Origin of the sequence: Bacillus sp. MYb209 (genome assembly GCF_002975175.1) — a bacterium.
Taxonomy (GTDB): domain Bacteria; phylum Bacillota; class Bacilli; order Bacillales; family Bacillaceae_G; genus Bacillus_A.
Genome location: NZ_PCNZ01000026.1, coordinates 15,044 through 37,823, shown reverse-complemented (window position 1 = coordinate 37,823; position 22,780 = coordinate 15,044). Strand labels below are relative to the sequence as shown.

The 22,780-nt window shown below is 32.1% G+C and carries 13 protein-coding genes and 1 pseudogene; 10 read left to right on the top strand and 4 right to left on the bottom strand.

Annotated elements, in window-relative coordinates; genetic code table 11:
* The first annotated feature begins 566 nt into the window (after positions 1-566).
* Entirely contained in the window at positions 567-2,264 is a 1,698-nt protein-coding gene (locus CQZ94_RS24885) for a hypothetical protein (protein WP_105587584.1), read from the top strand.
* A gap of 197 nt (positions 2,265-2,461) precedes the next feature.
* A complete protein-coding gene (locus tag CQZ94_RS31355) occupies positions 2,462-2,620 on the top strand; it encodes a hypothetical protein (RefSeq protein ID WP_181149548.1) in 159 nt (52 codons plus the stop codon).
* Between the two features lie 154 nt (positions 2,621-2,774).
* On the opposite strand, the gene CQZ94_RS24880 is transcribed toward CQZ94_RS31355, so the two are convergent.
* The 3 genes from CQZ94_RS24880 to CQZ94_RS24870 all read right to left on the bottom strand — a co-directional run bounded on the left by CQZ94_RS24880 (position 2,775) and on the right by CQZ94_RS24870 (position 8,143).
* The gene (locus CQZ94_RS24880) at positions 2,775-3,353 is read right to left on the bottom strand and encodes an SUKH-4 family immunity protein (protein WP_105587583.1); all 579 of its coding nucleotides are present in this window, start codon (positions 3,351-3,353) and stop codon (positions 2,775-2,777) included.
* 190 nt (positions 3,354-3,543) lie between these two features.
* Positions 3,544-6,621 (bottom strand): type IV secretory system conjugative DNA transfer family protein, encoded by a 3,078-nt coding sequence (locus tag CQZ94_RS24875; RefSeq protein WP_105587582.1) that lies wholly within the window; start codon positions 6,619-6,621, stop codon positions 3,544-3,546.
* Positions 6,593-8,143: a replication-relaxation family protein gene (locus CQZ94_RS24870; RefSeq protein ID WP_105587581.1), complete on the bottom strand. Its 1,551-nt coding sequence runs from the start codon at positions 8,141-8,143 to the stop codon at positions 6,593-6,595. Before CQZ94_RS24870 ends, CQZ94_RS24875 begins: the two co-directional genes overlap by 29 nt.
* A gap of 539 nt (positions 8,144-8,682) precedes the next feature.
* Between CQZ94_RS24870 and CQZ94_RS24865 the strand changes: the two genes are divergently transcribed.
* The 3 genes from CQZ94_RS24865 (at position 8,683) to CQZ94_RS24855 (ending at position 11,816) form a co-directional block, all read left to right on the top strand.
* Positions 8,683-9,369 (top strand): hypothetical protein, encoded by a 687-nt coding sequence (locus CQZ94_RS24865; RefSeq protein ID WP_105587580.1) that lies wholly within the window; start codon positions 8,683-8,685, stop codon positions 9,367-9,369.
* Positions 9,370-9,933: 564 nt separating this feature from the next.
* A complete protein-coding gene (locus CQZ94_RS24860) occupies positions 9,934-10,368 on the top strand; it encodes a hypothetical protein (RefSeq protein ID WP_001006721.1) in 435 nt (144 codons plus the stop codon).
* Positions 10,368-11,816, top strand: coding sequence for an FtsZ/tubulin family protein (locus CQZ94_RS24855; protein ID WP_105587578.1), 1,449 nt, complete (start codon positions 10,368-10,370; stop codon positions 11,814-11,816). Before CQZ94_RS24860 ends, CQZ94_RS24855 begins: the two co-directional genes overlap by 1 nt.
* A 25-nt stretch (positions 11,817-11,841) precedes the next feature.
* Here CQZ94_RS24855 and CQZ94_RS24850 read toward each other — a convergent pair whose 3' ends face one another.
* On the bottom strand, positions 11,842-12,591 hold the full coding sequence (locus CQZ94_RS24850; protein WP_105587577.1) for a MerR family transcriptional regulator: 750 nt from the start codon (positions 12,589-12,591) through the stop codon (positions 11,842-11,844).
* 3,010 nt (positions 12,592-15,601) lie between these two features.
* Here CQZ94_RS24850 and CQZ94_RS24840 point away from each other — a divergent pair.
* The 5 genes and pseudogenes from CQZ94_RS24840 to CQZ94_RS24820 all read left to right on the top strand — a co-directional run bounded on the left by CQZ94_RS24840 (position 15,602) and on the right by CQZ94_RS24820 (position 22,658).
* A complete protein-coding gene (locus CQZ94_RS24840; protein WP_105587574.1) occupies positions 15,602-16,915 on the top strand; it encodes a DUF3854 domain-containing protein in 1,314 nt (437 codons plus the stop codon).
* 532 nt (positions 16,916-17,447) lie between these two features.
* Positions 17,448-17,678, top strand: coding sequence for a hypothetical protein (locus tag CQZ94_RS24835; protein ID WP_000533697.1), 231 nt, complete (start codon positions 17,448-17,450; stop codon positions 17,676-17,678).
* Between the two features lie 22 nt (positions 17,679-17,700).
* Positions 17,701-18,672, top strand: a complete 972-nt coding sequence (locus CQZ94_RS24830) for a sigma-70 family RNA polymerase sigma factor (protein WP_105587572.1) — start codon at positions 17,701-17,703, stop codon at positions 18,670-18,672.
* 314 nt (positions 18,673-18,986) lie between these two features.
* Positions 18,987-20,382 (top strand): annotated as a pseudogene (locus CQZ94_RS24825) (hypothetical protein).
* Between the two features lie 20 nt (positions 20,383-20,402).
* Positions 20,403-22,658: a DUF5011/hyalin repeat domain-containing protein gene (locus CQZ94_RS24820; protein ID WP_105587569.1), complete on the top strand. Its 2,256-nt coding sequence runs from the start codon at positions 20,403-20,405 to the stop codon at positions 22,656-22,658.
* Positions 22,659-22,780 lie beyond the last annotated feature (122 nt).

The following is a 22,780-nucleotide window of genomic DNA, read 5'->3' as shown; positions in this document are numbered from 1 at the left end:
GAGTTATAGCCACAATAAGGCTGTATGATTTCAAGTAAGGAGTTATAGCCATGATAAGGCTGTATGATTTCAAGTAAGGAGTTATAGCCATGATAAGGCTGCATGATTTCAAGTAAGGAGTTATAGCCACAATAAGGCTGTATGATTTCAAGTAAGGAGTTATAGCCATGATAAGGCTATGTAATTTCAAGTAAAGAGTTATAGCCATGATAAGGCTGTATGATTTCAAGTAAGAAGCAGCTGGTTATAAAGGGTGTAACCTAATGTAGTAAGTTATCTAAGCTGTAGGAAGAAAATCAGTGTAAATAGTTAATTTACTTTTAAAAATTGAAACTGTATTGTAAAGTAGTAATTTTACAAATAGAAACAGTTTTATATAATAAAGACAAGCACAGAAGAAATTAAATGAGTCCATAATTAGATTGTATAAGAAAGCTGACACTTGTAAGGACTATTCTGATAATATTTTAACTTCAAGGCTATGTAGCCATCATATAGCTATGACGTTTCACATTTTTAAGATGCAAATTATGTTTGTAATTAACATTGTTAGGAGGTATTTAAATATGGAAAAAGTATTAGTATTGTTCAGTGATGCCCTCCTACTTGCTGCTCCAATTTATGAAGAAAATAAGCAGTTATGGGGCAAATGGAATAAATATTATAAAGAAGTACAAGAGAATCACGATAAATTAGTAACATCTGCTAATATGTCCCCTTCCTTTTCAACGCTTGTTTCTTGGTTAGGTCAGAAACAAGAGCAAGGAGTATCGGTATTGAACATTTATGCCAATCTGGATAAATATAAAATTGAGATTCAAAATGTACTAGATAAGATCATTGAACAAGAATTCGGAGGAAAAGTTGAAGCAGTTGAGCCAACTCAAATTTCAATTTTTGAAGATAGTCAGGTAAAAGAACATATAGAAGATATATCGGATGATTACTATCCTGTAACTAATGACGCAATGTACTATCAATTACGTGATGGAATAGCAAAAAATCATTTTGAGGAAGATGAAGCAGTAGCAAAACCGGTATTGCCATTAGAAACGAAAAATTCAAGTGGAGTTGCACAACTATCCTCACATAAGGATGAGGATTTGAGACTAGTTAACACAAACGAAGCAGAGAGATGGTCCATATTGGTCGATGGAGTAATTAGTAATATGGATGACCTTACAGCAGATTGTTTGGATACCATTACAATCCAGTGGTTAAATCAAGCTAAATCACCAGATGAATTCATAGATTTTAGTTATGAAAACGTATTGGAATTGTGCAATATGCCAAAAGCATCCGCAAATGGTGTAGAGTATTATCGCGCAGAAGATAAGATAAAAATAGCACAACGTATTGCAGCTTTAGCTAGTATCTTTATTTATTTGAATGATGATAATGAAGTTGTAGTATTGAACGATCAAGCAGAAACTGGGAAACAATTCGAAATGAAACGTGAAGTAATCAAAAGGCTGTTCGTACTTGATTCTGTAGTGTTATGGAGAGATAAGAATACTAATGAATACATGGGAATAGAATCCTGTAAGATTAAGCCAGGTAGTTTCTTATCAGGTTATTTGTATGGATCTAATAGTACAACTGCTTTATTGTCGAAAAAAGCATTAGAGTATAATAGCTATAGACACAAGTTTCATAAACGTTTAATACGTTATTTATCCTGGCAGTGGCGAATTCGTCAACAATACAGTACTTTAAAAAGGCCATACTCCATTGGTGGAGAAAAAGGTCTACTATCTGTAATAGGTATTAAAACAACGAAGGGTCGCCCAACTCGAATCCGAGAACAACTGGAAAATGTTTTAATTGACTTAGAAAAAGAAAATGTCATTTCACATTGGGCATATGCAGAAGAATTGGATGAAACAAAGATAGGAGAACGTAATTGGTTTAAGAATTACTATGAAAAGTTGGGAATCATTATCTTACCTCCAAAAGAACTGATGAATAATATAGATAGTATGGTGAAGAAAAAAACAATAGATATGCAAGATAAGCAGGAGGACCATTATATTGCAGATACAGTAAAACAAACTACTAAAGGATCAGAGGATATGATTCGAGAAAAAATTATGTATCAACATATGCATCAAAATAAAACAATGCGTGAGATAGCAGATGAAATAGATCTATCCCCTGCTACGCTATCAAGATTTTGTAATAAAAAAATGAAACGCATTTCAAAAAGTGTTAATGAAAAACTTAACAAGTGGTATGAAAGACAAATGATTATAGAATCTATGTGAAAAGAAGCAGATACCTTTACAGAGGTACCTGCTTCTTTTTAGTTTGTTCATTTTCCATATGTATTGCACCATAACTGCACTCGACTTTGGAATAATTTCTATTTACTATACGTGAAATTGGTTCAACTACTCGGGGTATACCGAGTGTACTTTTGTACAAAATAAGATTGTTAAACGTTAAATTGAGGAGGGTTTGTATGCAACATCATAAAAAAGCTATAGAGAAGTCTGGTTCTATTATGAAACCAAATTTTGCAGAAACTGATGCGCAAAAAGTGAAACAAGAAATTCAAAATGATGTAAGAGAAGGACAAGGAGCAATGACTTCCCGAGAAGCTGGGGCAATGCGAGATTAAGAAATGACTCCTTACTGAGTTTTAATTTTTCTTTTTTAAAATTTTATTTAGTAAGGAGTTATTCCGTAATCTGGTTTTGTTTTTTTAAAAGTCGTTTTTTGCTTTGCAATAAAGTTTATTTCATGTAAGTATCTCAATTTGAAATAATCTATTTTCAGTTTGACTTTTCTAAAAGGAAGTTTAAATTGCCTTGATATAAAGAATTCCAAAATTGTCTATTGTAGTTATCATCATTTATTAATATGTTATTATCAAACTCCACTAATTTGTTCTTTAATTCATGAAAAGTGTTTATTAGGTCACAATCTTTGTAGTGTTCTTGCTCTATTAGTTGAACCCAATAATTTTTAAAATAATTGAAGCAGCAATACATCTTCTCTATAGAAGAATTGACAAAATTTCTTTCTACTCTTTCCGTAATTTCATGTTCTAACTCATATATTTCTCCTGTTGGCTGGTAGATAGTAATTAAATTACCTGAATCCATATTGCTCCCAATAACGAGGTATGATTTAAACTTCTCTAAACTTGCTAAAAACTTTTCTGTATATTCCTTATCTAATATAGATAAAGAAAAATCATTTTGTTTTGTCCATTCTACTACATCTAAAAGAAAACCATTAGAATAAGTATAAAAATCTACATTGAGACATTCGAATTCATTTTCTTTAATTTGATGATTAAGTATAAAATTTTTACTATCTAGGGATAAATTTAATTTGTCTATTTCCAATGTCTTCCCTCCAAATTTTAATGTTTAATATATTTCTTCGTTTCTTCACAAACTCATTTAAAGTTTATCATAAAGAACTAATCTCCTTTAGGAAATATACATATGTAATAATAAGAAGGTATGAGTTTGTAACCCACACCTTCTTATCCATAGAAATATTCAGTATCATATTTTCATAGTACATAGCATTTCAATCCTGATCAATGTCACCTTCGATATATTGACTGAGTTTATCTTTAATTGCTGCACTTTCTGGAGTTACTTCTGCCACTTTCCGATTGTGAAGTCGAGAGCCCTCTTCCATTTCATCTGAAGGTATTGTATTTTCATCATCTTGAGAAACAGTAGCAGCCATTTGTTGTTGTAACCATTGCATTGTTAAGTTAGATGTTGTATTTTTACCATTGATTTCTGCAGTTCGCTGAATTTCCTGTTCTTGCTGATTATGAGTGACAGTAGATGTATAAGCTGGCTCTCTATACTGTGGTGTATGTTTTGTCTTTGGCACTTCTATTGGAGTTTCAGTAATAACTGGTGCTTTGTCGTTGAAATCAATAGGCTCTCTATGTGTTCTTAATACTGTTACATCCTCTTTTTGAGTATTCACCACTTCATTAATTGTTACATGATCTAATGTATTGTTACCAGGAATTGATGCTATAGTTTCCTCTTTTTCAAGTCTTGGAGCAGATTTTTTTGAGTTATCTTGCACAGGCTGACTATTTGTTAACTCCACTTCATTGTTAGTTTCATCCTCGTTACTATAATAATCGTAAGTATCAGGATTTAAAGTCTTTAACCAACCTTCGATAGCAGTAGGAGCAGTTGCAGGTTTGCTTAATTCTTCAATTACATTTTTTTCACTATCAACATCTGTATCTGTTACATAGTCATCATATTTAATTTCTGCGTTCAATGACTCTTCTCGAATTTTCAACCAATAAGCAGCTGCCTCTGCATCAACTTGAATTTTAGCTGCTTTAAACTCAATAGAAGGAACAAAGTTTGCGTTTACTTGTATTCCTCCTTGAGGGGCATTATCTTTTACAATTTTAGCAGCGCACTGAAATGCTTTTTGAATCAATATGTCATTTTCAGAAAGAATTGGTACCTCTGTTTTCGAATAAGAGTATGAAGTTCTACGTGTACTTTGTGTTTTCGTTTCAGCTGTGACCATATCAATTTCTTGATCACCTTCACGCGCCTCATAAATAGTTTTTGTACCCATAAGCTTGCTAAACAATTTAGCGTCTTCATTAGTTACATCGCCATATACAAGTTTGTTACGAAATGTACCTAATAGAATATCCATAAATCTCGGACCATGTTCAATTGCTAGTTGGCTAATTGTTTGTGCAATAACAATTAAAGGTGCTTTATATTTACGTGATTGAGCAGGAAAACTTTTAAATGCTTTATAAATGTAATCAGCAAATTCATCGACCAAAACTGGATGGTATGGAGATACGTTAGGTTTACGACGGAAAACAGCATTTTGCACAGCGTATAAACATAATTTACCGAATACATCAGATAGGTCAGAAAGTTCACCTTTTGCTGTATTGATTAAAAGGATACCTCCAAATTCCAAATGTTTTTTAAAGTCAAAATCCGATGGACCACATAATACACGTCGGAGCAGAGGTTGAGCAGAAATATCATTTAATGTGTTTCGTAAACCACGAACGAAGGTTTCTTGTTTATCAATAATCTTTGGTTGCCCATAGTATTTCCCTTCAGTATGATAAACAACTTCCCCTCCCCCACGACCACCTGAAATTTCAGGCACATAATTTAAGCCAAACCATTCATCAACCTGTTTCATTATGCGCCAATGATTTCGTTCATCTCTATCAGGGATAGATTCAATATCATTTGGAAGTCGTTCTTTTAATTTGAGATGCATCTCAAAAACGAGGTTAGCATCATTATACATATCGATTAAATGTTCAAATCTAGCTTCAAAGTTTGAATCGTGGAGTTTTAACAAATAAATATGTTGTTTAAGATGAGAACGCTCAGATTGAACGAAGAACGGATTTCCTGCTCCATTATCAGAGAGCCCGGTTAATACTGAACATAACATCTCAGCAACTTTATCAACTGGCCCACGTACAAAATTTATAGAAGGGGTATCAGGATTCGTTGGATCTAAATAGAAAATAACACTTTCGGGAATCTTGTGTGCTAATACCAATTTATATACTTTTTCGCAGAAGTCATTAGATGGCTCAATAACTGTAAGACCATTTACCTGCGTTCCTTTTACATCCTCTGAATGATAATCTTTTCTTGCATATAAGATTTTAAAGTTATTAATCATTGAAGCCATATAATCAAGAATTTGATTAGCAATTGGTAAACCTAGTGCAGCGGATTTACCTGTACCAATGTTACCGATGATCATTATATTTAGTGTTAAAGACTTGCCCTGTATTACTGCCATTTCCCGTGTAGCGCTGTTAGGACCGAGAAAGATATCAGGTTCTGGCAATTTTGACGGATTTTTTTCAGTGAAAAATCTGTGTAATGAAGTAGCAAGTTTTCGTTGGCGATTATCATTCAAAAAGGAAAGCATCCAACCAGGTATTTTAAACACGTATTCCCATTTTCCGAATTCATCTAATAGCTCTTTTTTATGTTCATAAAAAATCTTAAAGAGCCATAAGAGCACGAGAATAATAATAATTACAGGTATAGCAAATACAAGGTGCATGATATTACTAAAATTTAAAAGTATAGTATCCTCTAATCCTTGGTCATTTAGTGAAACTTCTCCAGCTTTTGAATTTAAGAATGGTATGAATATCTTAGCTAATGGAACACTAAACGCCCATAAGTACTGGGCAACAATTCCGATTAACATCATTGAGAAAATAAACCATCTACGTTTTATCTCCTGATATGTCTTAACCTTAGTTGAAAGCTGCCAAGTATAAATTAATATCCAAAAGCTAAAAAATGTTTCAATGTAATAATGAGTATCGAACGGATTACCAAAGATACTTAAGGTAGGTAATGGAGCTCCCATTTGAAATGACCAGAAAGAAGCGTACTTATATATCCCTCTGAAAGCAAAATACCAAGCTAGTAGCAGTAGTAATGTAATAACGTAGTATGATGAGCGAGCTGCTAATCGATATTTCCAACTTTTTGTAATGTCGATTGTGACTGTATAGGATTTTTGTTTGCTCTTTCCTGCTTTTGGATCCTCCCCATTACCTGGTGTTGTATTGAGTTCAGTATTCTTTTGAACTGCATTCTCCAAATTCTTGTTTCACCCTCTCCTTTAACGAATAAAAAGCAGCGGTGAAATTAAGCAATTCAGCAGAAGTAGCCAATAAAATATTCTCTGGTGCTATGGAATTATGATATAAGTCAGTGAAAATGGCCCGCTGCCCATGCTCTAATTCATCCGTTTCATATATCCCCAATATCTTAATTGGGTTTAGTGTTCGGTGTTGATTCTGCACGGCCAACAATCCTGATAATTGTTGTAATTTAAAGTGTGTGTTAACCTCCCCTACCTTAAGTATTGTTAATATACAAACTATTTCTAAGTAATCTGTAGATTTTTTTTCATCAGCAGGTGCTTTTTTTCGTAATACCAAAATGTCATCTGTTAGCTCAAGTAGTTTAGAATGATGAATCCCATGCGCTTGAATTTCATTTTTATTAGATATCCACTCTACCGAATAAGGGAAAGAAGAATTTATGTTTAAACGTTCAGTGACTTTTTTGAGCAGATGACTTCTGTTTAAACTATTAATTTCGCGAATTTCTTGAAGAATATTATTTACTACAAGTGCCGAACTACCCATATTACATACGTAAACATTTAGGTTATCCACTACACATAAACGTGGTATATTGCTAAAGGCTTTTTTCAAATTTGTTACACGTGTAGTCCGTTTTTTGTAAGTAGAAATGGTGTGGTAGGAGTCATCGATAACAGAAAATAACACGTAATACTGCTTAGATGGGTTAGCAGCAGCAATATCGAGATATTTTTTTAATTTATTTTCTAAAAACGGAATGTTTTCCGATCCTGTATCAACTTCAATATTGATAATAGAATCGTTACAAGTAATAACCCAATCCGGAATTATTAATGGGTTTCCCATTGAGTCTGGATAAAACTCTTTAGATGGACGAAATGAATAAACGAGTTGAGGTAGATTTGGTTGGAAGGAAACGGGTTGAAGTTCTGGCTGAAACATTTCGCGAAACTCTTCATCTTCGTATAAAAAGTAAACATCATTTGAATCGGAATACATCAGGTTGAGCAAATGTAAGTTTTGCTTCACAATTGAGTTTAGCGGAAAAAGATAATCACCATTACCGCCTACAATTGCACCGGTATGTTCATTTTGGGATTCTGCTTCAAGTAAATTTAATACAAATTGCGTAATAGCTATATTGTGTTCATATTGTCTTTTGGTAACAAATGAGGTACTACAATCAGAAATTAATTTTAATCGATATAATATTTCAGCTCCTTTTGAAGAGATAGAAACGAAATCCAATGTAAAGCCTCGCTTTTTTCTCACACTTATATTTTCTTTTTTTATTAATTTCATTTTTGCCCACTTAGTTAACTTTGATGAAAATGTAGTTCGACTTATAGGCTCCCCACTTATCAATTCATAAAATTTGCGTAATTGAATTTGAGATACTGTTCGCTGTTCATATAAAAATAAAACTGTAAAAATGTCAGAACGATTAAAATAAACTCCACGATCATTTTCCCCGACGATATATTTAACGGCATGATCAAATGATTTTTTCAATTTTAAACACTCCCTTGATATGGAAATAATATACGGAAACTTGCATGAAATCGAGTGCAATTGTCATGAAATAAAAGCAATTAATGTTGGATAAATTAAGCAGTTCAGAACATAAAAATGATTAAAGTATATTTTAACTGAAATTTGCAAAAAAGTAATCCATTATCCCCTATGGACTCTTGATTTAAAAACACATATTGTATCGTCAGGTGTGAGTAATAAAATTCAATGGTATCAAGTAGAAATTTGTTATTAGAGTTCGTCATATATACTTCGACATAAATAAGAGGACATATGACGAACTCTAATGATGAAATAAGGGTTCGTCATGTGTATTTCGTCGTATATGTTGTAGAGTATCAAAAATAGATAAAATGTACAGTGAATATACTTTTGCATAGATGAAATTAAGTATTGAACTGAATTTTATTTAGTTCTGTAGAGGTAGCTGTTTGTCAGAAGGAAAAATCACATCATAAAAGAAATAAGTTAATAAACATAATAAAGTAAATGAAAATTGTGTATATTTCATATTTTGCATGTTACAATCTGATTTAAGGGGTGAAAAAATGCGGAATTGGAACACAGAATATGGGTTAATAAAAAAGATTATACAAAGTGAATTTGAAACGGACTTTCTTTATACCAAAGTAATCAACACATTAAATAACGAATCTGAGATAATTCCAATAAAGTTTGCAGCTCTAGATCCTTATAAAACGTATAATACCTCACAAGTTAGTAGAATTTTGAGGATAAAATCTAATCAATTAAGATATTTAATCAATAAATACGGTGAATACATCCAATTAATAAAAAAGAGAACTAAATATGTTATTTCATTTAAAGCTGTATACAAGATTTATTTAGTAAATCTATGTTTAACAAAGAAATTAATTAGTTTGGCTGAGTTTAACAACATCATGACTTTACATGTTAGTTATAGCGATTATATTGATATGAAATTGACAAGTTATACTGAGAAGTTTACAGAACTTAACTACAAAGAGAGCCAATTGAATGAAAATGAATCACAATTTTATGTATTATTCCTGCAAATCTCAGAAATAACTACGGAATTAATAAAAGAAATAACTAAATATAACATGACATTAACATCCCCTTTCCTTTCTGTTGACAACAGAGAGAGAAATGAGTTGGTAAATAAAAAGCGGGATCATGAAGTTATTTTCAATAAATTAAGTGTTTTATATAAAACTTTATAGTTAAAAGAGTAATACTTATTAAGTATTACTCTTTTTTTATAGACTTATTTATACGCCTTATATATAAGTCTTATAAATAAGACGTGTAATGATTTGTGATAATATTATATTGACATGAAATTAATATAAAAGTATATAAACCCTTTATTTATAGGTGTTTATATATAAGTCTTATATATAGTTCGCATATATAGGTTGTATAAGTGTAGTAAGCATGATAATAGCATTATATTTTAGGAGTATCATATATTGAAAATATAAATCTAGATAAAATTCTACATAAATACTGTATTCTTATTTAGTATCCGATAGTTATTGTTAGTTATATGAAATCTGATATTAACATGTTCTGTTTACTACGTATATGAACGACTTACATATACGTCTTATATGTTAAATGTTGATATATAAGAGATTAATTCAATTTTAAAACGTACAAGTCTTATATAAGTCTTGTATATAACAACTTAATATAAGGCTTATATATAATGACTTGATATACGTCTTACAATGATGTAATATATTTTTAGGAATAATTAACCAACGTTTTAAGGGGGGGACAACTTGAACGAGGTATTAAGTGAAAAATATAAACAAAACAAATTCACTGAAGAAGTTGTGGAAATGTTTGCAGACATTATTGAAGGAGACGAAATACTCTACAATGTATTTCATTACATAGGATCTCAAGTAAACAAACAATACCAAGAGACAAAATATATGAGAGGTATTTCAATAAATGAGATAGTAGAAAGTGTTGTTATTGATAGGAGAGTAAAGAAACCTAAGGGTAAATCCTATTCATTAGAACTTGAAAGAACTAACATTTCAAGAAGATCAGCGGAAGGTAGTGTTGCTACTTTAGCTTCAATGTCATTAATAACAGAAAAAATTATGCATCCGTATAAGTTTTTAATTTCAACTATTAGGGGACAACAAGTATTAGTTGAATTAGGGAAACGTAAAAAAAGTAATGAGAATAAGGGAGAGATAAAATAATGGCAAAAAACTTTCTAAAAAACGAAGTAGCAGTGAAAATGACTATGGTTGGTTTTGGTCAAGCTGGAACTAGAATGGTAGATAAGTTTGCTGAGTGTAAGCATACAGACGGTACAGCAGTTTATAATTGCCTAGCATTGAATAGTAATGATGGGGATTTAGCTGAACTGAAAAATGTGCCGAAAAGTAACCAAGTTTCACTAAAATTAGGTGGTTTAGGTAAGAATCCTGAGCGTGCTGTAAAGGTGTTAGAATCTAATGAAGAAGCTAAAGATAAACTAAAAGAATTTATAACGGAACGTGTTAGACCAACTGATGAATTAGTACTATTTTTTGCAGGTTTAGGCGGTGGTACAGGTACATCTACAATTATTCAAGCAATTGAAGAATTCTCTGCTTTTCATAATAAACCTGTAATTGCTGAAGAACTTAAAAGTATGGCAATGAAAATTCCTAGAGAAGAATTAATAAAAAATCAACAAAAGTATGCAAGGATTGCTTTCAATAATGCTATTGAGCGTAAAGATTTCATTAAAATGGGTATTGTAGTTACACTTCCAGTTAGAGCGGATGGGCCTGATGTACTAAGACAGGTGAATAAATTTTCACAAGAAATTTGGAAGTTAGCTAATGATCCAGCGAAAGGCGTTGCATTTGTTGTATTTGCAGATAACCAACACTTCTATGATGAGTTTAAGGGATTAAACGAAAATGAGAAAAAAGGCATTGGAAACTCACGAGACTATGCAAACCAACGCATTGGAGATATTATTCATGAGTTAAATACAGCTGCAAACGGTTCAGGAACATCAGTAATTCTAGATTCCCAAGACTTTAAACGAATTTTGCTAGAAAAATCAGGATGTTTAGTAATTAATAAGGTTTCACGTAATATGAATCAAATTGAAAATAGTAAAGAAATTGTAGATATGTTCTCAGAATCATTGAAAGGAAGCTCATTCCACCATCCAATTGACCTGATGAAGACAAATGAAAATGGAGATTTAGAGGCATCAAAGGTGCATCATTTTGGCATGTTAGCAATTTTAGATGAACAAAAGAACATTGATGATTCATTTATGGATGATGCTAAAGTAGAAGTAACAAATAAACTCCCAATCAATGGAACTGTTTTTAATGGTTATTTAGTTAGTAAAAATGACTTTATGGGTAGCGTGTATACTTTCTATAAAACAGATGCACTACCATCACGATTATCTAAAGGATTAGTTGAAGAATATAATGAATTTAAAGAAAAACAAAGTCAAATTCAATATACAAAGTCTCAAATTAATACTATTGAAGCGCAAGACTCGGATGATGATTTCAATATTAACTTTGGTGATTACTTTGAATTAGAACTAGTTAAAGATGAAGAACCACAAGCGCAAAATGATGAAGAATTAGCAGCATTTATGGATCCAGATAAGATGTTTGGAACAAAATAAAAAATAAGCCTGGAATTTTCCAGGCTTATTTTTCTGTTTTCATTACACTTTTCATATATTCAATCATGTTCTCATCAATATAGTTTTCTATGAAAAGTTGTTTTCTCGCAAGATCTTCCTCTTTTTTAAACCAACCAACTTTTTTAATACGAGTTTCTTCTGGTTGTGCACTCCACTCTCTTTCAGCTTGTTTTCTTAACTCTGTACGTGCTCTATGTTGAATTATCATATTATCTAGTCTTTCTTGTCTTTGGCGCTCTATTAACATTTCAGGGTCTTCTGGTTCAGGTAGCACTGCACGTATAGCATCTTCAAACTTTCCTTGATACTCTAATTCAATGTTTTGTAAATGCATTTGAATCTTTTGCTCTACTATTTTTTCAATAGTCGCTGCAGCTTCCTGCATGTTTAATTGGGTTGAGACTTCACTGGTTTGATTTTCTGGAGAAACTGGTCTTAGTTCAAATTGATGTGGTAAAAGCTCAATAATTGCATCTAGCGACCACTTTTCATCCCTCTTTAGCTTGATAAATAAAGCTATGTCTAAATCCAGTGTGTTATATAGCTTTTCATTTGTATTATTGGTTCTTAATGTTCCGTGTAACCCCTTTTCCTCTAGGATATTGAACCAATTGTATACAGTGTTATGATGTCGGCCTACTAGTTTTGAAAACTCTGTTATTCGCCATGCTTTTTCAAAAGCATCTTCATGGCTAGAGTTTGTATTATTTGGCTCAGTATGTTCAGTTGTATTTTGGTTACCTTGTTCAATCATTGTTATACCTCCTTGAAATATAATGGCGACAGTAAAATGGAATTAACATAGAAAGTGAGATTAACATGTTAAGTGTTTTTCGACGATATAAACCTAAATACCTCTATCGATTGACATTCACATGAAATATATCATTAACATGTAAAGTATCACTTATTAACATGACGTTGATAAATAAGGGTTTAAAACTAACTATTGTTAATGTCTTGTTAATAATTTGTTAGTCATTAATGGTTATTGTTGCTATGAAATTAACAAATTAGTCTACAATATATTAATGATAAGAAAATATTAGTGATTTGTAAATAAATTATAAGGATATAGCATTAAACTTAAAGACTTAAAAGCTAAAAAGTATGTATAAATGTAAAGCGAAAAGCCCATACTAATAGTAAATAAAGGCCTATATTTATTATAATTTATGATACTTGGTAGTAGAAAACTAAGAACTGTATAGTTAATTGGTTTCAATAGGTCATTAGAATGCACATGAAGGTTATTATAGGTTATTGAACTACTTTTAATGTGGTTTAATATAAACACACTTTTTCTAGGGGTCACCGCCCTTTACAAGTGATCTCTATATAATCAAAATTGATTCATACAATGGCTACTTTTAAATCGGAAGTAATAAAAAACGATTTATTGTTTTTGGCTACTATCAAAATGCTTTTAAGAATGATATCTTCTCCGGTTTATTCAGTGAATTTTGCTATAGAAAAAAGCCTTTTAATAGATGTAGAATCTAAAACTCTATTTGTATGTATATTCTCAATTTTAGAATCGATAATTGTTAATGTCATGTTAATACGGATTGGTGATAGTTGATATGAAACTATCATTAATTGATAACTAGCCCTATTAACATGTCAATCTCAGGTTATATATCAATGATAAATAAAGAGAAAACTGTTGATTTTTTTGTGTTACTAATAAGAAACTGTCAATTGTATGGAGTTCTTGTTAGTTTCTAGCCACAATTATAGTTCTTTTAGGGTGTTTTCTTTTTTTATTTTTCAATAGAAATCGGTTGTGGTAGATAAACTTTTAACTAATGCAGATTTCGAAGACCCGAGATCTGCATCTATGCGTATTTCAACTATTTAATTGTTGATGTCATATTGATGTTACATACAAATTGTTGATATGAGATTAACAATATAGACAGCATTTCTCTATACGTATTGCTTTTAGACTATATATCAATGATAAACAAAGGGTGAAAACCATTGAATTGCTGTCGTCATTTATTATTGCGATTAAATTTTCACTATGTTTTGATAGTGTCGAAATATTTTTAAGGATAGATCATCACTAGATTCAATTCGAGAAAACCGTCACAGAAGAAAATTTTCACTAATATAGATTTTGAAATCTTGAAAGCTATAAACACTTTTCCTTTTTTGACACATTATTGTTAATGTTATATCAATATCAACTAGAATAATATTGATAACAAAAGAAAACAAATGCTTAACATGTTAATCTCAGGTTATATATCAATGATAAACAAAGGGGAAACTTCTAAATTTTTGGGTGCCACTAATAAAAAATTATCAATTGTATGGAGTTCTTGTTAGTTTCTAACCACAATTATAGTTCTTTTAAAGTGTTTCTTTTTTATTTTTCAATAGAAATCTGTTGTGGTAGATAAATTTATAACTAATGCAGATTTCGAAGACTCAAGGTCTGCATCTATGCGTATTTCAACTACTTAATTGTTAATGTCATATTGATGTTAAATACGAATTGTTGATATGAGATTAATAATATAGACAGTATTCTTCTCTATGTGTTGTTTCAGACTATAGGTCAATGATAAACAAAGGGTAAAAATCATTGAATTACTGTCATCATTTATTATCCCGATTAAATTTTTAACTGTGTTTTGATGGTGTCGAAACATTTTCTAGGATAGATCGTCACTAGATTCACTTCGAGAAAACTGCCACAGAATAAAAAATTCAACCGATATAGATTTTGAAATCTTGAAAGCTATAAACGTTTCTTCTTTTTTGACACCTTATTGTTAATGTTATGTCAATCTTAATCGAAATGATATTGATAACAAAAGAAAACAATCATCTAACATGTTAATCTTGGTTGACATATTAATAACAAATAAGAGATTAAAAATCGGTTATCTTTTCATCGGTATCAACATGCGATTGATAGTTTCATGGTGTTTCTTTTTTTATGTATTACTAGCATTAAAACATTTTCAAAGGTAGGTTATTAATTAACTTACTTCCGTACAATCCGTTGCAATGGACTAATGTTCAACTAATATAGATCTTGAAGTTTAGATAGGTACAAACATTTTTGATAAGTGCCCGCTTGTCAACGTTATGTTAATGTTAATCGATGGATACCAATGATAAAGTTGGTGCGCCTTATTTGACATGTTAATCTCAGTTTATATGTCAATGTCAAATGCGGGTGAGATGTATTGATTTTCTGTTGGTATCAACATGAGATTGATAATTATATGACTGTTTTATAGTCCTTGTTCTAAATTGTTTTTAAGTAGGACTAATTAATTTTGAACAAAATATAATGTTATGATGCTTATTTACAAGGAATGGATTATGGTCAAGAAGAATGCGCTTAATAGCGCAATTAATTGGTTAGTAGAGAGTATACTGTACCAAAAAAAGTAAGCAGAAAAACATTAGTGAACGGTTAATAAGGGGGACCCTTATAGCTTGGTAAATATAGATTGCTAAAATAGTATCTGATTCCGAAGAAGTTTTCGCTTCAAAAGGTCCAAAAGGGTTTAAGTAGTGAGATGCCCATGTATAATTATAGTGTGGAGTTTAATAATATTGGAAGATTATTTGATTAAATAAAGAATTTTTAGTATATTCTTATTATAACTTGTTAATTTTTTTAGTTTCTAGTGATTACATAAAGCCCTTCGGGTTACGGATTAAATTACACGTTTGTGTGGTATTTAACCTCCGTATTCCAAAGGGCTTTTCTATTTGATTAAGGGAAAAGGAGATATGTGATGTCAATTGAAAAGTTAACAGCAAGTAGAATATTAAGACCGGTGAGAAGCATGAATAAGGGGAGTAATGAGAGATGGTTCGAATATTATAGAACAACGTGCCCTATATGTGGTAAGCAAGGATGGTGCATGGTTAATGATTCTGAAACCAAAATAATATGTGGACGAATTTCATCAGAAACAGAATTCGGGGAAGCAGGCTATTTACATGTAGTAGCTGAAAATCAAAAAAGGGGATATGACTTTTCTCAAAATCAGATGATTAAGGAACATAGGAAGAAAAATGATTACACCCTTGATATTATTTACACTTTATTCCTAGAATTTTTAGACGTGAGAGATGAACATATTAAAATGTTAACGGGATCAAAACGTAGGATTACAAGAGAAGTAATAAATGCTAGAAATTACAAAAGTTTTCCTATTAAACCTTGGGATACTACGAAAGAGCTAATAAAAAAAGTAGGGGGGAAAACAAGCTATATTGTTGGAATTCCAGGATTTTATGCAAAAGAAACAAAGGATGGAAGATATTTCACGTTTGCAGGAAGGAGAGATTCTTTATTAATACCGCAGAGAAATATATATAATCAGATATGCGGTTTTCAATGTAGAATTGATAATCCTGAATATATGACAGTTGTAAAAAATCATAAACCAAGCTTTAAGGCAGAAGTTATTGAGCAACCCAATACTATAGAGGTGACCTATAAAATCAATGGGAAGATAGAGTCTATATTTAAAGGTAAAGTCGATGTTAAAGAATGGTATGAAATTAATTATGAAGGTGAAAAATTAGGTGAAGTACAATTAAAGTTAGAAAGTAAATATATTTGGATCAGCTCAGGTGGGAAATTTTATGGAACAGGAGTTGGGAACCCATTACCAATACATGTAGCAGTACCTAGTCGAGAGTTGAAAAGTTTGGAACGTGGAGAACTAATAAAAAAGGATAATGTATGGATTTCAGAAGGGAGTCTAAAGTCTGATATTTCTGCTGAAAACTTAGACGAGCTTCTAACAAATGAGGAAAAAGTAATGTATGGTACCACAGTCGTATCAATACCTGGGGTTAAAGTATGGAGAATATTAATTGAACCATTAAAAAAAATGGGGGTTAAACAGGCGACGTTCGCTTTAGATATGGATATGATTACAAATTCTGATGTTCAGCGGTCGTTATTAGAATGTGCGCAAGCGCTTTATCAAGAAGGGATAAGTATTAATTATGCAAGTTGGGATATTAATCTTGGAAAGGGGCTAGATGATTTGCTGTTAAACGATTATATTCCAGCAATAGAGAAAGTGAGATAAACGCTATTTTAATTGAAATAAGTTAAAAAACATATTAATAAGGGATAGAAATGATTAATTACTTTTCTATACCATAACTAGAATGAGTGGTTTTTATAAAATCGAAATTTCTATGTTAATTATACAAAAAATTACATATGAGATTCGAGGAAATATAAATTTGGAAGCTTTAAAGGTAAATTTATTTTTTACTCTTTCTAAACGGATGTTTTGTATAGAAGAATACAAAACATCCATTATTTTATACGTGTTCTTGATAGTCATCAGGGTTTAAATTGTATATAAACCTTGATGATTATCAAGATTTATATAAATATAATTAGTTTAATCATAAGGAAATGATGGATATTTTAATATCTCAGTAATTTTTGAAATTTTTGGAATAATTTGTTTTACATTTTGTTATAATCCTATATCATATACATACAGGATAAATTTGGAAGAGTTTTAAGGTGAAGTTTCGTATCTATGTAATATCGATAGTAGTTTTTAATGACTAAATAATACTATTCATGTATACGAGGTGAAACAAATGGGGAGACGAGTAAGCGAGAAGAAAACAAAAGAGCAGTTTTTATATGAAAGAAGAAGACAATTAGAAATAATGGAAGGTATTAGTAGCATCTGCAAAGGATGCGATATTTATATAGAATTGAGAAAAACGAAAGCACATAAAGAAGTGGCCAATACATGCGCAAGGAATTGTAAGTTGATTAGTAACGTACAAAAGGAGACAAAGATGTTTTTAGAAACAATTCGTTAAAAATGAGAAGGGAGGAATAGGTATGAATCAATCATATAGCAGCTTGAATCGCGATGAGTCATTAAATAAAACTATAACACAAGGTTCTACTGCAAGAAGTATTAAGCCAAAGGCTTATCCAGAAGGAAACACTTTTGAAATTAAGGAAATAGGAAATTATAAGGTACTATCAAAACAAGAAAGTTTAAAATTATTTCAGCGGTACAAACATGGTGAAAAGGATCTACGTGATTATTTGTTTCATGTGAATGTAGGACTAGTATTATCTATTGCAAGAAAGTACAAAAACAAGCACCCTGATATAGAGTTTGATGATCTGGTTCAAGAAGGAAATGAGGGAATGTTACGGGCAATGGACGATTTTAATCCGGCTTTAGGCTATTGCTTTTCCACATACGCTTTTTGGTGGATACAAAAAAGTATGTTAGGAATTATATGTAAAAAAAAGTCTGGGCCTTTTAAAATACCTAATTATGTGAATCAATTTAATTTAAAATATGTCGAGTTAGAAGATAAATATCTACAAATGTACAACAGAACCCCTTCAGTGGAAGAAGTAGTAAAAGAGTTAAATGTAACTAGCGAAACAGTCATTAGGCACAACGTATATTATAAGCGAGCTACTACTATGACTTTGGATATAGATACAATAAATGAAGATATAGGTATATCAAATCCATTCTATGATGAAAGTTCAGCAATTCCTTCAACAAATGAGATGGTAATTGAGGACTTAAATTACGAGATATGGTTAATATTTGATGAAGTATTAAACCCAAAGCAAAAGATGGTACTAAATCTATGTTTTGGTCTTCTGGATGGTAAAGTGTATTTGCATAAAGAAATTGCAAAAGCACTTATGATAACAACTGAAAGAGTGTCGCAAATAAAGGATGAAGCAATTAAAAAATTGAAGAAGTGTGACTATAAAGATGAAATTTTTAATCTACTACATGAAAAGTTGAAAGTAATGGATGAACTTAATATGGCGTGAAAATATATATTCATATTTATCAGAATATACAGTATAACGAGTGTGTTATATCTTTTTCTATCTAAAAGTTGGGAACAAAGTGGTGTATTAAGGCTATAACATGTACTATAAACTCAATGGATGATAAATAAAAAGAAGGATAAATGGGTGCTACCTGTTTATCCTTCTTTTTATTTATCATGCTTAAAAAATAATATTATCTTTATTTTTCCTTAGTTTTTCTATAGAAATATCTCATGATTAATTATGAAGGATAAATAATTTAATTAATCTTATTTATGAGGTACCAATAGAAAGGAGGCCATTGTTGTTATATGCAAAATAATAGAAAAAGAAACGTAATTAAAGAAAGGATTAGACAAGAAAAAGAACGACGAGAACGATTACTAGCAGAGGAAGAAGAACAATATGGGGATATCCATGAGGATCAAGTAAGTGAGCAATTTCAGCAAGAGCATTTAGAACAACAGTTGAAACAAAGTGGAAATAGAGAAGAAAGTGTAGTTTTAAATACACCTAAAAATGAAGCTTCAAATAGTAATCCGGCTCTTGATTGGATTACGACAATTCAAAAACAGTCAAGCACTTCTGAAAGCGATTTTAATAAAGAACAACCAGAAGTAGAAGAAGGTAGAAAAGCAGAGGAAGAAGCAAGGAAACGTAAAGAAGCGGAAGCACGTAGAAAGGCGGAAGAAGAAGCAAGGGAACGTGAAGAAGCGGAAGCACGTAGAAAAGCAGAGGAAGAAGCGAGGAAACGTGAAGAAGCGGAGGCACGTAGAAAGGCAGAGGAAGAAGCAAGGAAAAGTGAAGAAGCGGAAGCGCGTAGAAAGGCGGAAGAAGAAGCAAGGAAACAGACTGAAGCACGACGGAAAGAAGAAGAGAAGAAACTTGAAGAAGTAAGAAAAAGAAGATTAGAGGAAGAAAAGAGAATAGAAGAAGCACAAAAGAGACAAAAAATAGTTGAGGCTAAAAGGGAACCAGAAAGTGATGAAATTAATTTAAATAAGGAAAGAAATCTACCAAATGAAACAAAATTTGAACAAGAAGAGAAAGTAGTAATCGAAAAAAAAGGAATCTTAAATAATATGAAAAAATATAAGTACGCTATTATAGGAGTCGCATCGATTGTTTTATTAGTATTAGCAGGTTTTACCTTTAGCAATTTGAAGAATTTACAGGCTGCATCTGCAAATAATGTAAATAGTTTAGAAGTTAATGCGAATTTAATAAATGGATTAAGATTATCTGCAGTTCAAAAATATCAAGATGCTGCCTTGGAGTTTGATAAAGTTGATTATAAAAAACTAGGGAAAGAAGATAAAAAGGCAGTTTTATTTACTTATCTATTAAGCGGTAAAGCACAAAAGGCTATTGACTCAGAGCAAGATTTTGCAGAATCAGTAGTTTCATATTATATAGCAGTAGATAATTTGAAAAAAGTAAAAGAACTTAAAACAAAAAATCCACTAATTAATTTTGAAATTGCAGCATTAGATGACAAACATGAAGAAGTTATTAAATTAAAAGATAGTGTTCCACTAGATGGAAGAAGAGAAGGAATTATTGTTAATAGTTATTTGAAATTAAATAAATCTGAGGAAGCTAAGAAGTTTGCTCAAAAGGTTGGAAATAAAGATTTGCTCGAAAAAAATTAACAATTCTACACCTAATAGTTCTGCTACCTCTGTAGCAACTATAAGTGCAGGTTAAGTAATGGGGAGGAATTGATTGTGCCTTTAGATTATTCGAAAATTTTTAAGAAAGTTTTACTTGCGACTACTGCTACTACCTTAAGTGTTGGGGTAGTTTCAGGCTGCTCGCTGTTTTCTTCGGAAAAGAAGAGTACCAAAACAGCATCAGTATCTAAAAAGAAAAAGGAAAGTGAAAAAGAAAAGGAGAAAGATGAGAAAAAAGATGAAAGTAAGAATGAAACAACTGAAAATTTAAATAGTAATGATTTTGATGAAATCATTGATAATGCAAAACGTAGCTCAGATCAAAATTTAGCTGGAATCATTGAAAATAACAAAACCAAAAAGAAATTTGATGATTTAACTGATTCAATTGCGACCGCAGCTATAAATTCAGATAGAAACCTAGCATCAGTTATTGACGGTGATAAATCAAGTAATCGCTTTTCAGATTTGAATACTTCAATAGCATCAGCGACAAACTATCCTGCTGTCTCGGATAATAAGGATAGTAAGAACTTTGTATTTGGTGGCGATCTAAACATCAATGATGGAGTAGCTATTGCAGATAACTCAATACCTCCAATTAATAATGATAAGAAACCGCCAACAGGCGGTGACGGTAACGATGGTGGAGGAAATACAAAACCGCCAACAGGCGGCGATGGTAACGACGGTGGAGGAAATACAAACCCACCAACAGGTGGAGATGGTAACGACGGTGGAGGAAATACAAACCCACCAACAGGTGGAGATGGTAACGACGGTGGAGGAAATACAAACCCACCAACAGGTGGAGATGGTAACGACGGTGGAGGAAATACAAACCCACCAACAGGTGGAGATGGTAACGACGGTGGAGGAAATACAAACCCACCAACAGGTGGAGATGGTAACGATGGTGGAGGAGGTACAACCCCACCAACAGGCGGCGATGGTAACGATGGTGGTACAACAAAACCAGAGAAACCTGAAAAAGATACAGTGGCACCAGTAATTACAGCAAAACAAGGTGTGACAGTATATGTCGGGGATGGTCTAAGTGCAGGCGATTTAGTAGAAGTAAAAGATAATAAAGATCCAAACCCAGTAGTAACAGTAGGAGCGTACGATACAAGTAAGGCAGGAGAAATTCAAGTAACGGTAACGGCAACAGATGCCTCAGGAAATAGCTCAAGTACAACGGTAACAGTAAAAGTAGTAGAAAAAGAAGAAGAAAAGGATACAGAAGCACCAGTAATTACAGCGAAGCAAGGTGTGACAGTGCATGTCGGAGATAGTCTAAATGCAGGAGACTTAGTAGAAGTAAGAGATAATAAAGACCCGAACCCAGTAGTAACAGTGGGAGCGTACGATACAAGTAAGGCAGGAGAAATTCAAGTAACAGTAACGGCAACAGATGCCTCAGGAAATAGCTCAAGTACAACAGTAACCGTTAACGTAGTGGAAAAAGAAGAAGAAAAGGATACAGAAGCACCGGTAATTACAGCGAAGCAAGGTGTCACCGTACATGTAGGAGATAGCTTAAATGCAGGCGATTTAGTAGAAGTAAAAGATAATAAAGATCCAAATCCAGTAGTGACAGTAGGAGCGTACGATACAAGTAAGGCAGGAGAAATTCAAGTAACAGTAACGGCAACAGACGCATCAGGAAATAGTTCAAGTACAACAGTAACAGTAAAAGTAGTAGAAAAAGAAGAAGAGAAGGATACAGAGGCACCAGTAATTACAGCGAAGCAAGGTGTAATCGTACATGTAGGAGATAGCTTAAATACGGGAGACTTAGTGAGTGTAAAAGATAATAAAGATCCAAACCCAATAGTAACAGTGGGGACGTATGATACAAGTAAGCCAGGTACAATATCAGTTCAAGTAACGGCAACTGATAATGCGGGTAACAGCTCAACTGCAACGGTAACAGTAAAAGTAGTAGAAAAAGAAGAAGAGAAGGATACAGAAGCACCAGTAATAAAGGCGAAACAAGGTGTAACCGTAAATGTGGGAGATAAATTAAGTCCAGGAAGTTTAGTGAGTGTAAAAGATAATAAAGATCCAAATCCAGTAGTAACAGTAGGAGCGTATGATACAAGTAAGCCAGGCACAATATCAGTTCAAGTAACGGCAACCGATAAGGCAGGAAACAGCTCAACTGAAACAGTAAATGTGGTAGTTCTTGAGAAAGAAAAGCCAGAACAGAAACCAGAGCAAAAGCCAGAACAGAAACCTGCAGGAACAACTTCTAAAGAGCAGGGTAATGGATTACTTGCATCAAATTCTAATGATGTAGCTAAATAAGATTTTAGCGGAAAATTATAATAGCGAAGATTTTAGAAGGTTCATCTATAAGTTTTTGTATCAGTAAAACTTAATTAATCAAAATTATATTGTAAAAAGCTCCGACTGTCCTACAGTTGGAG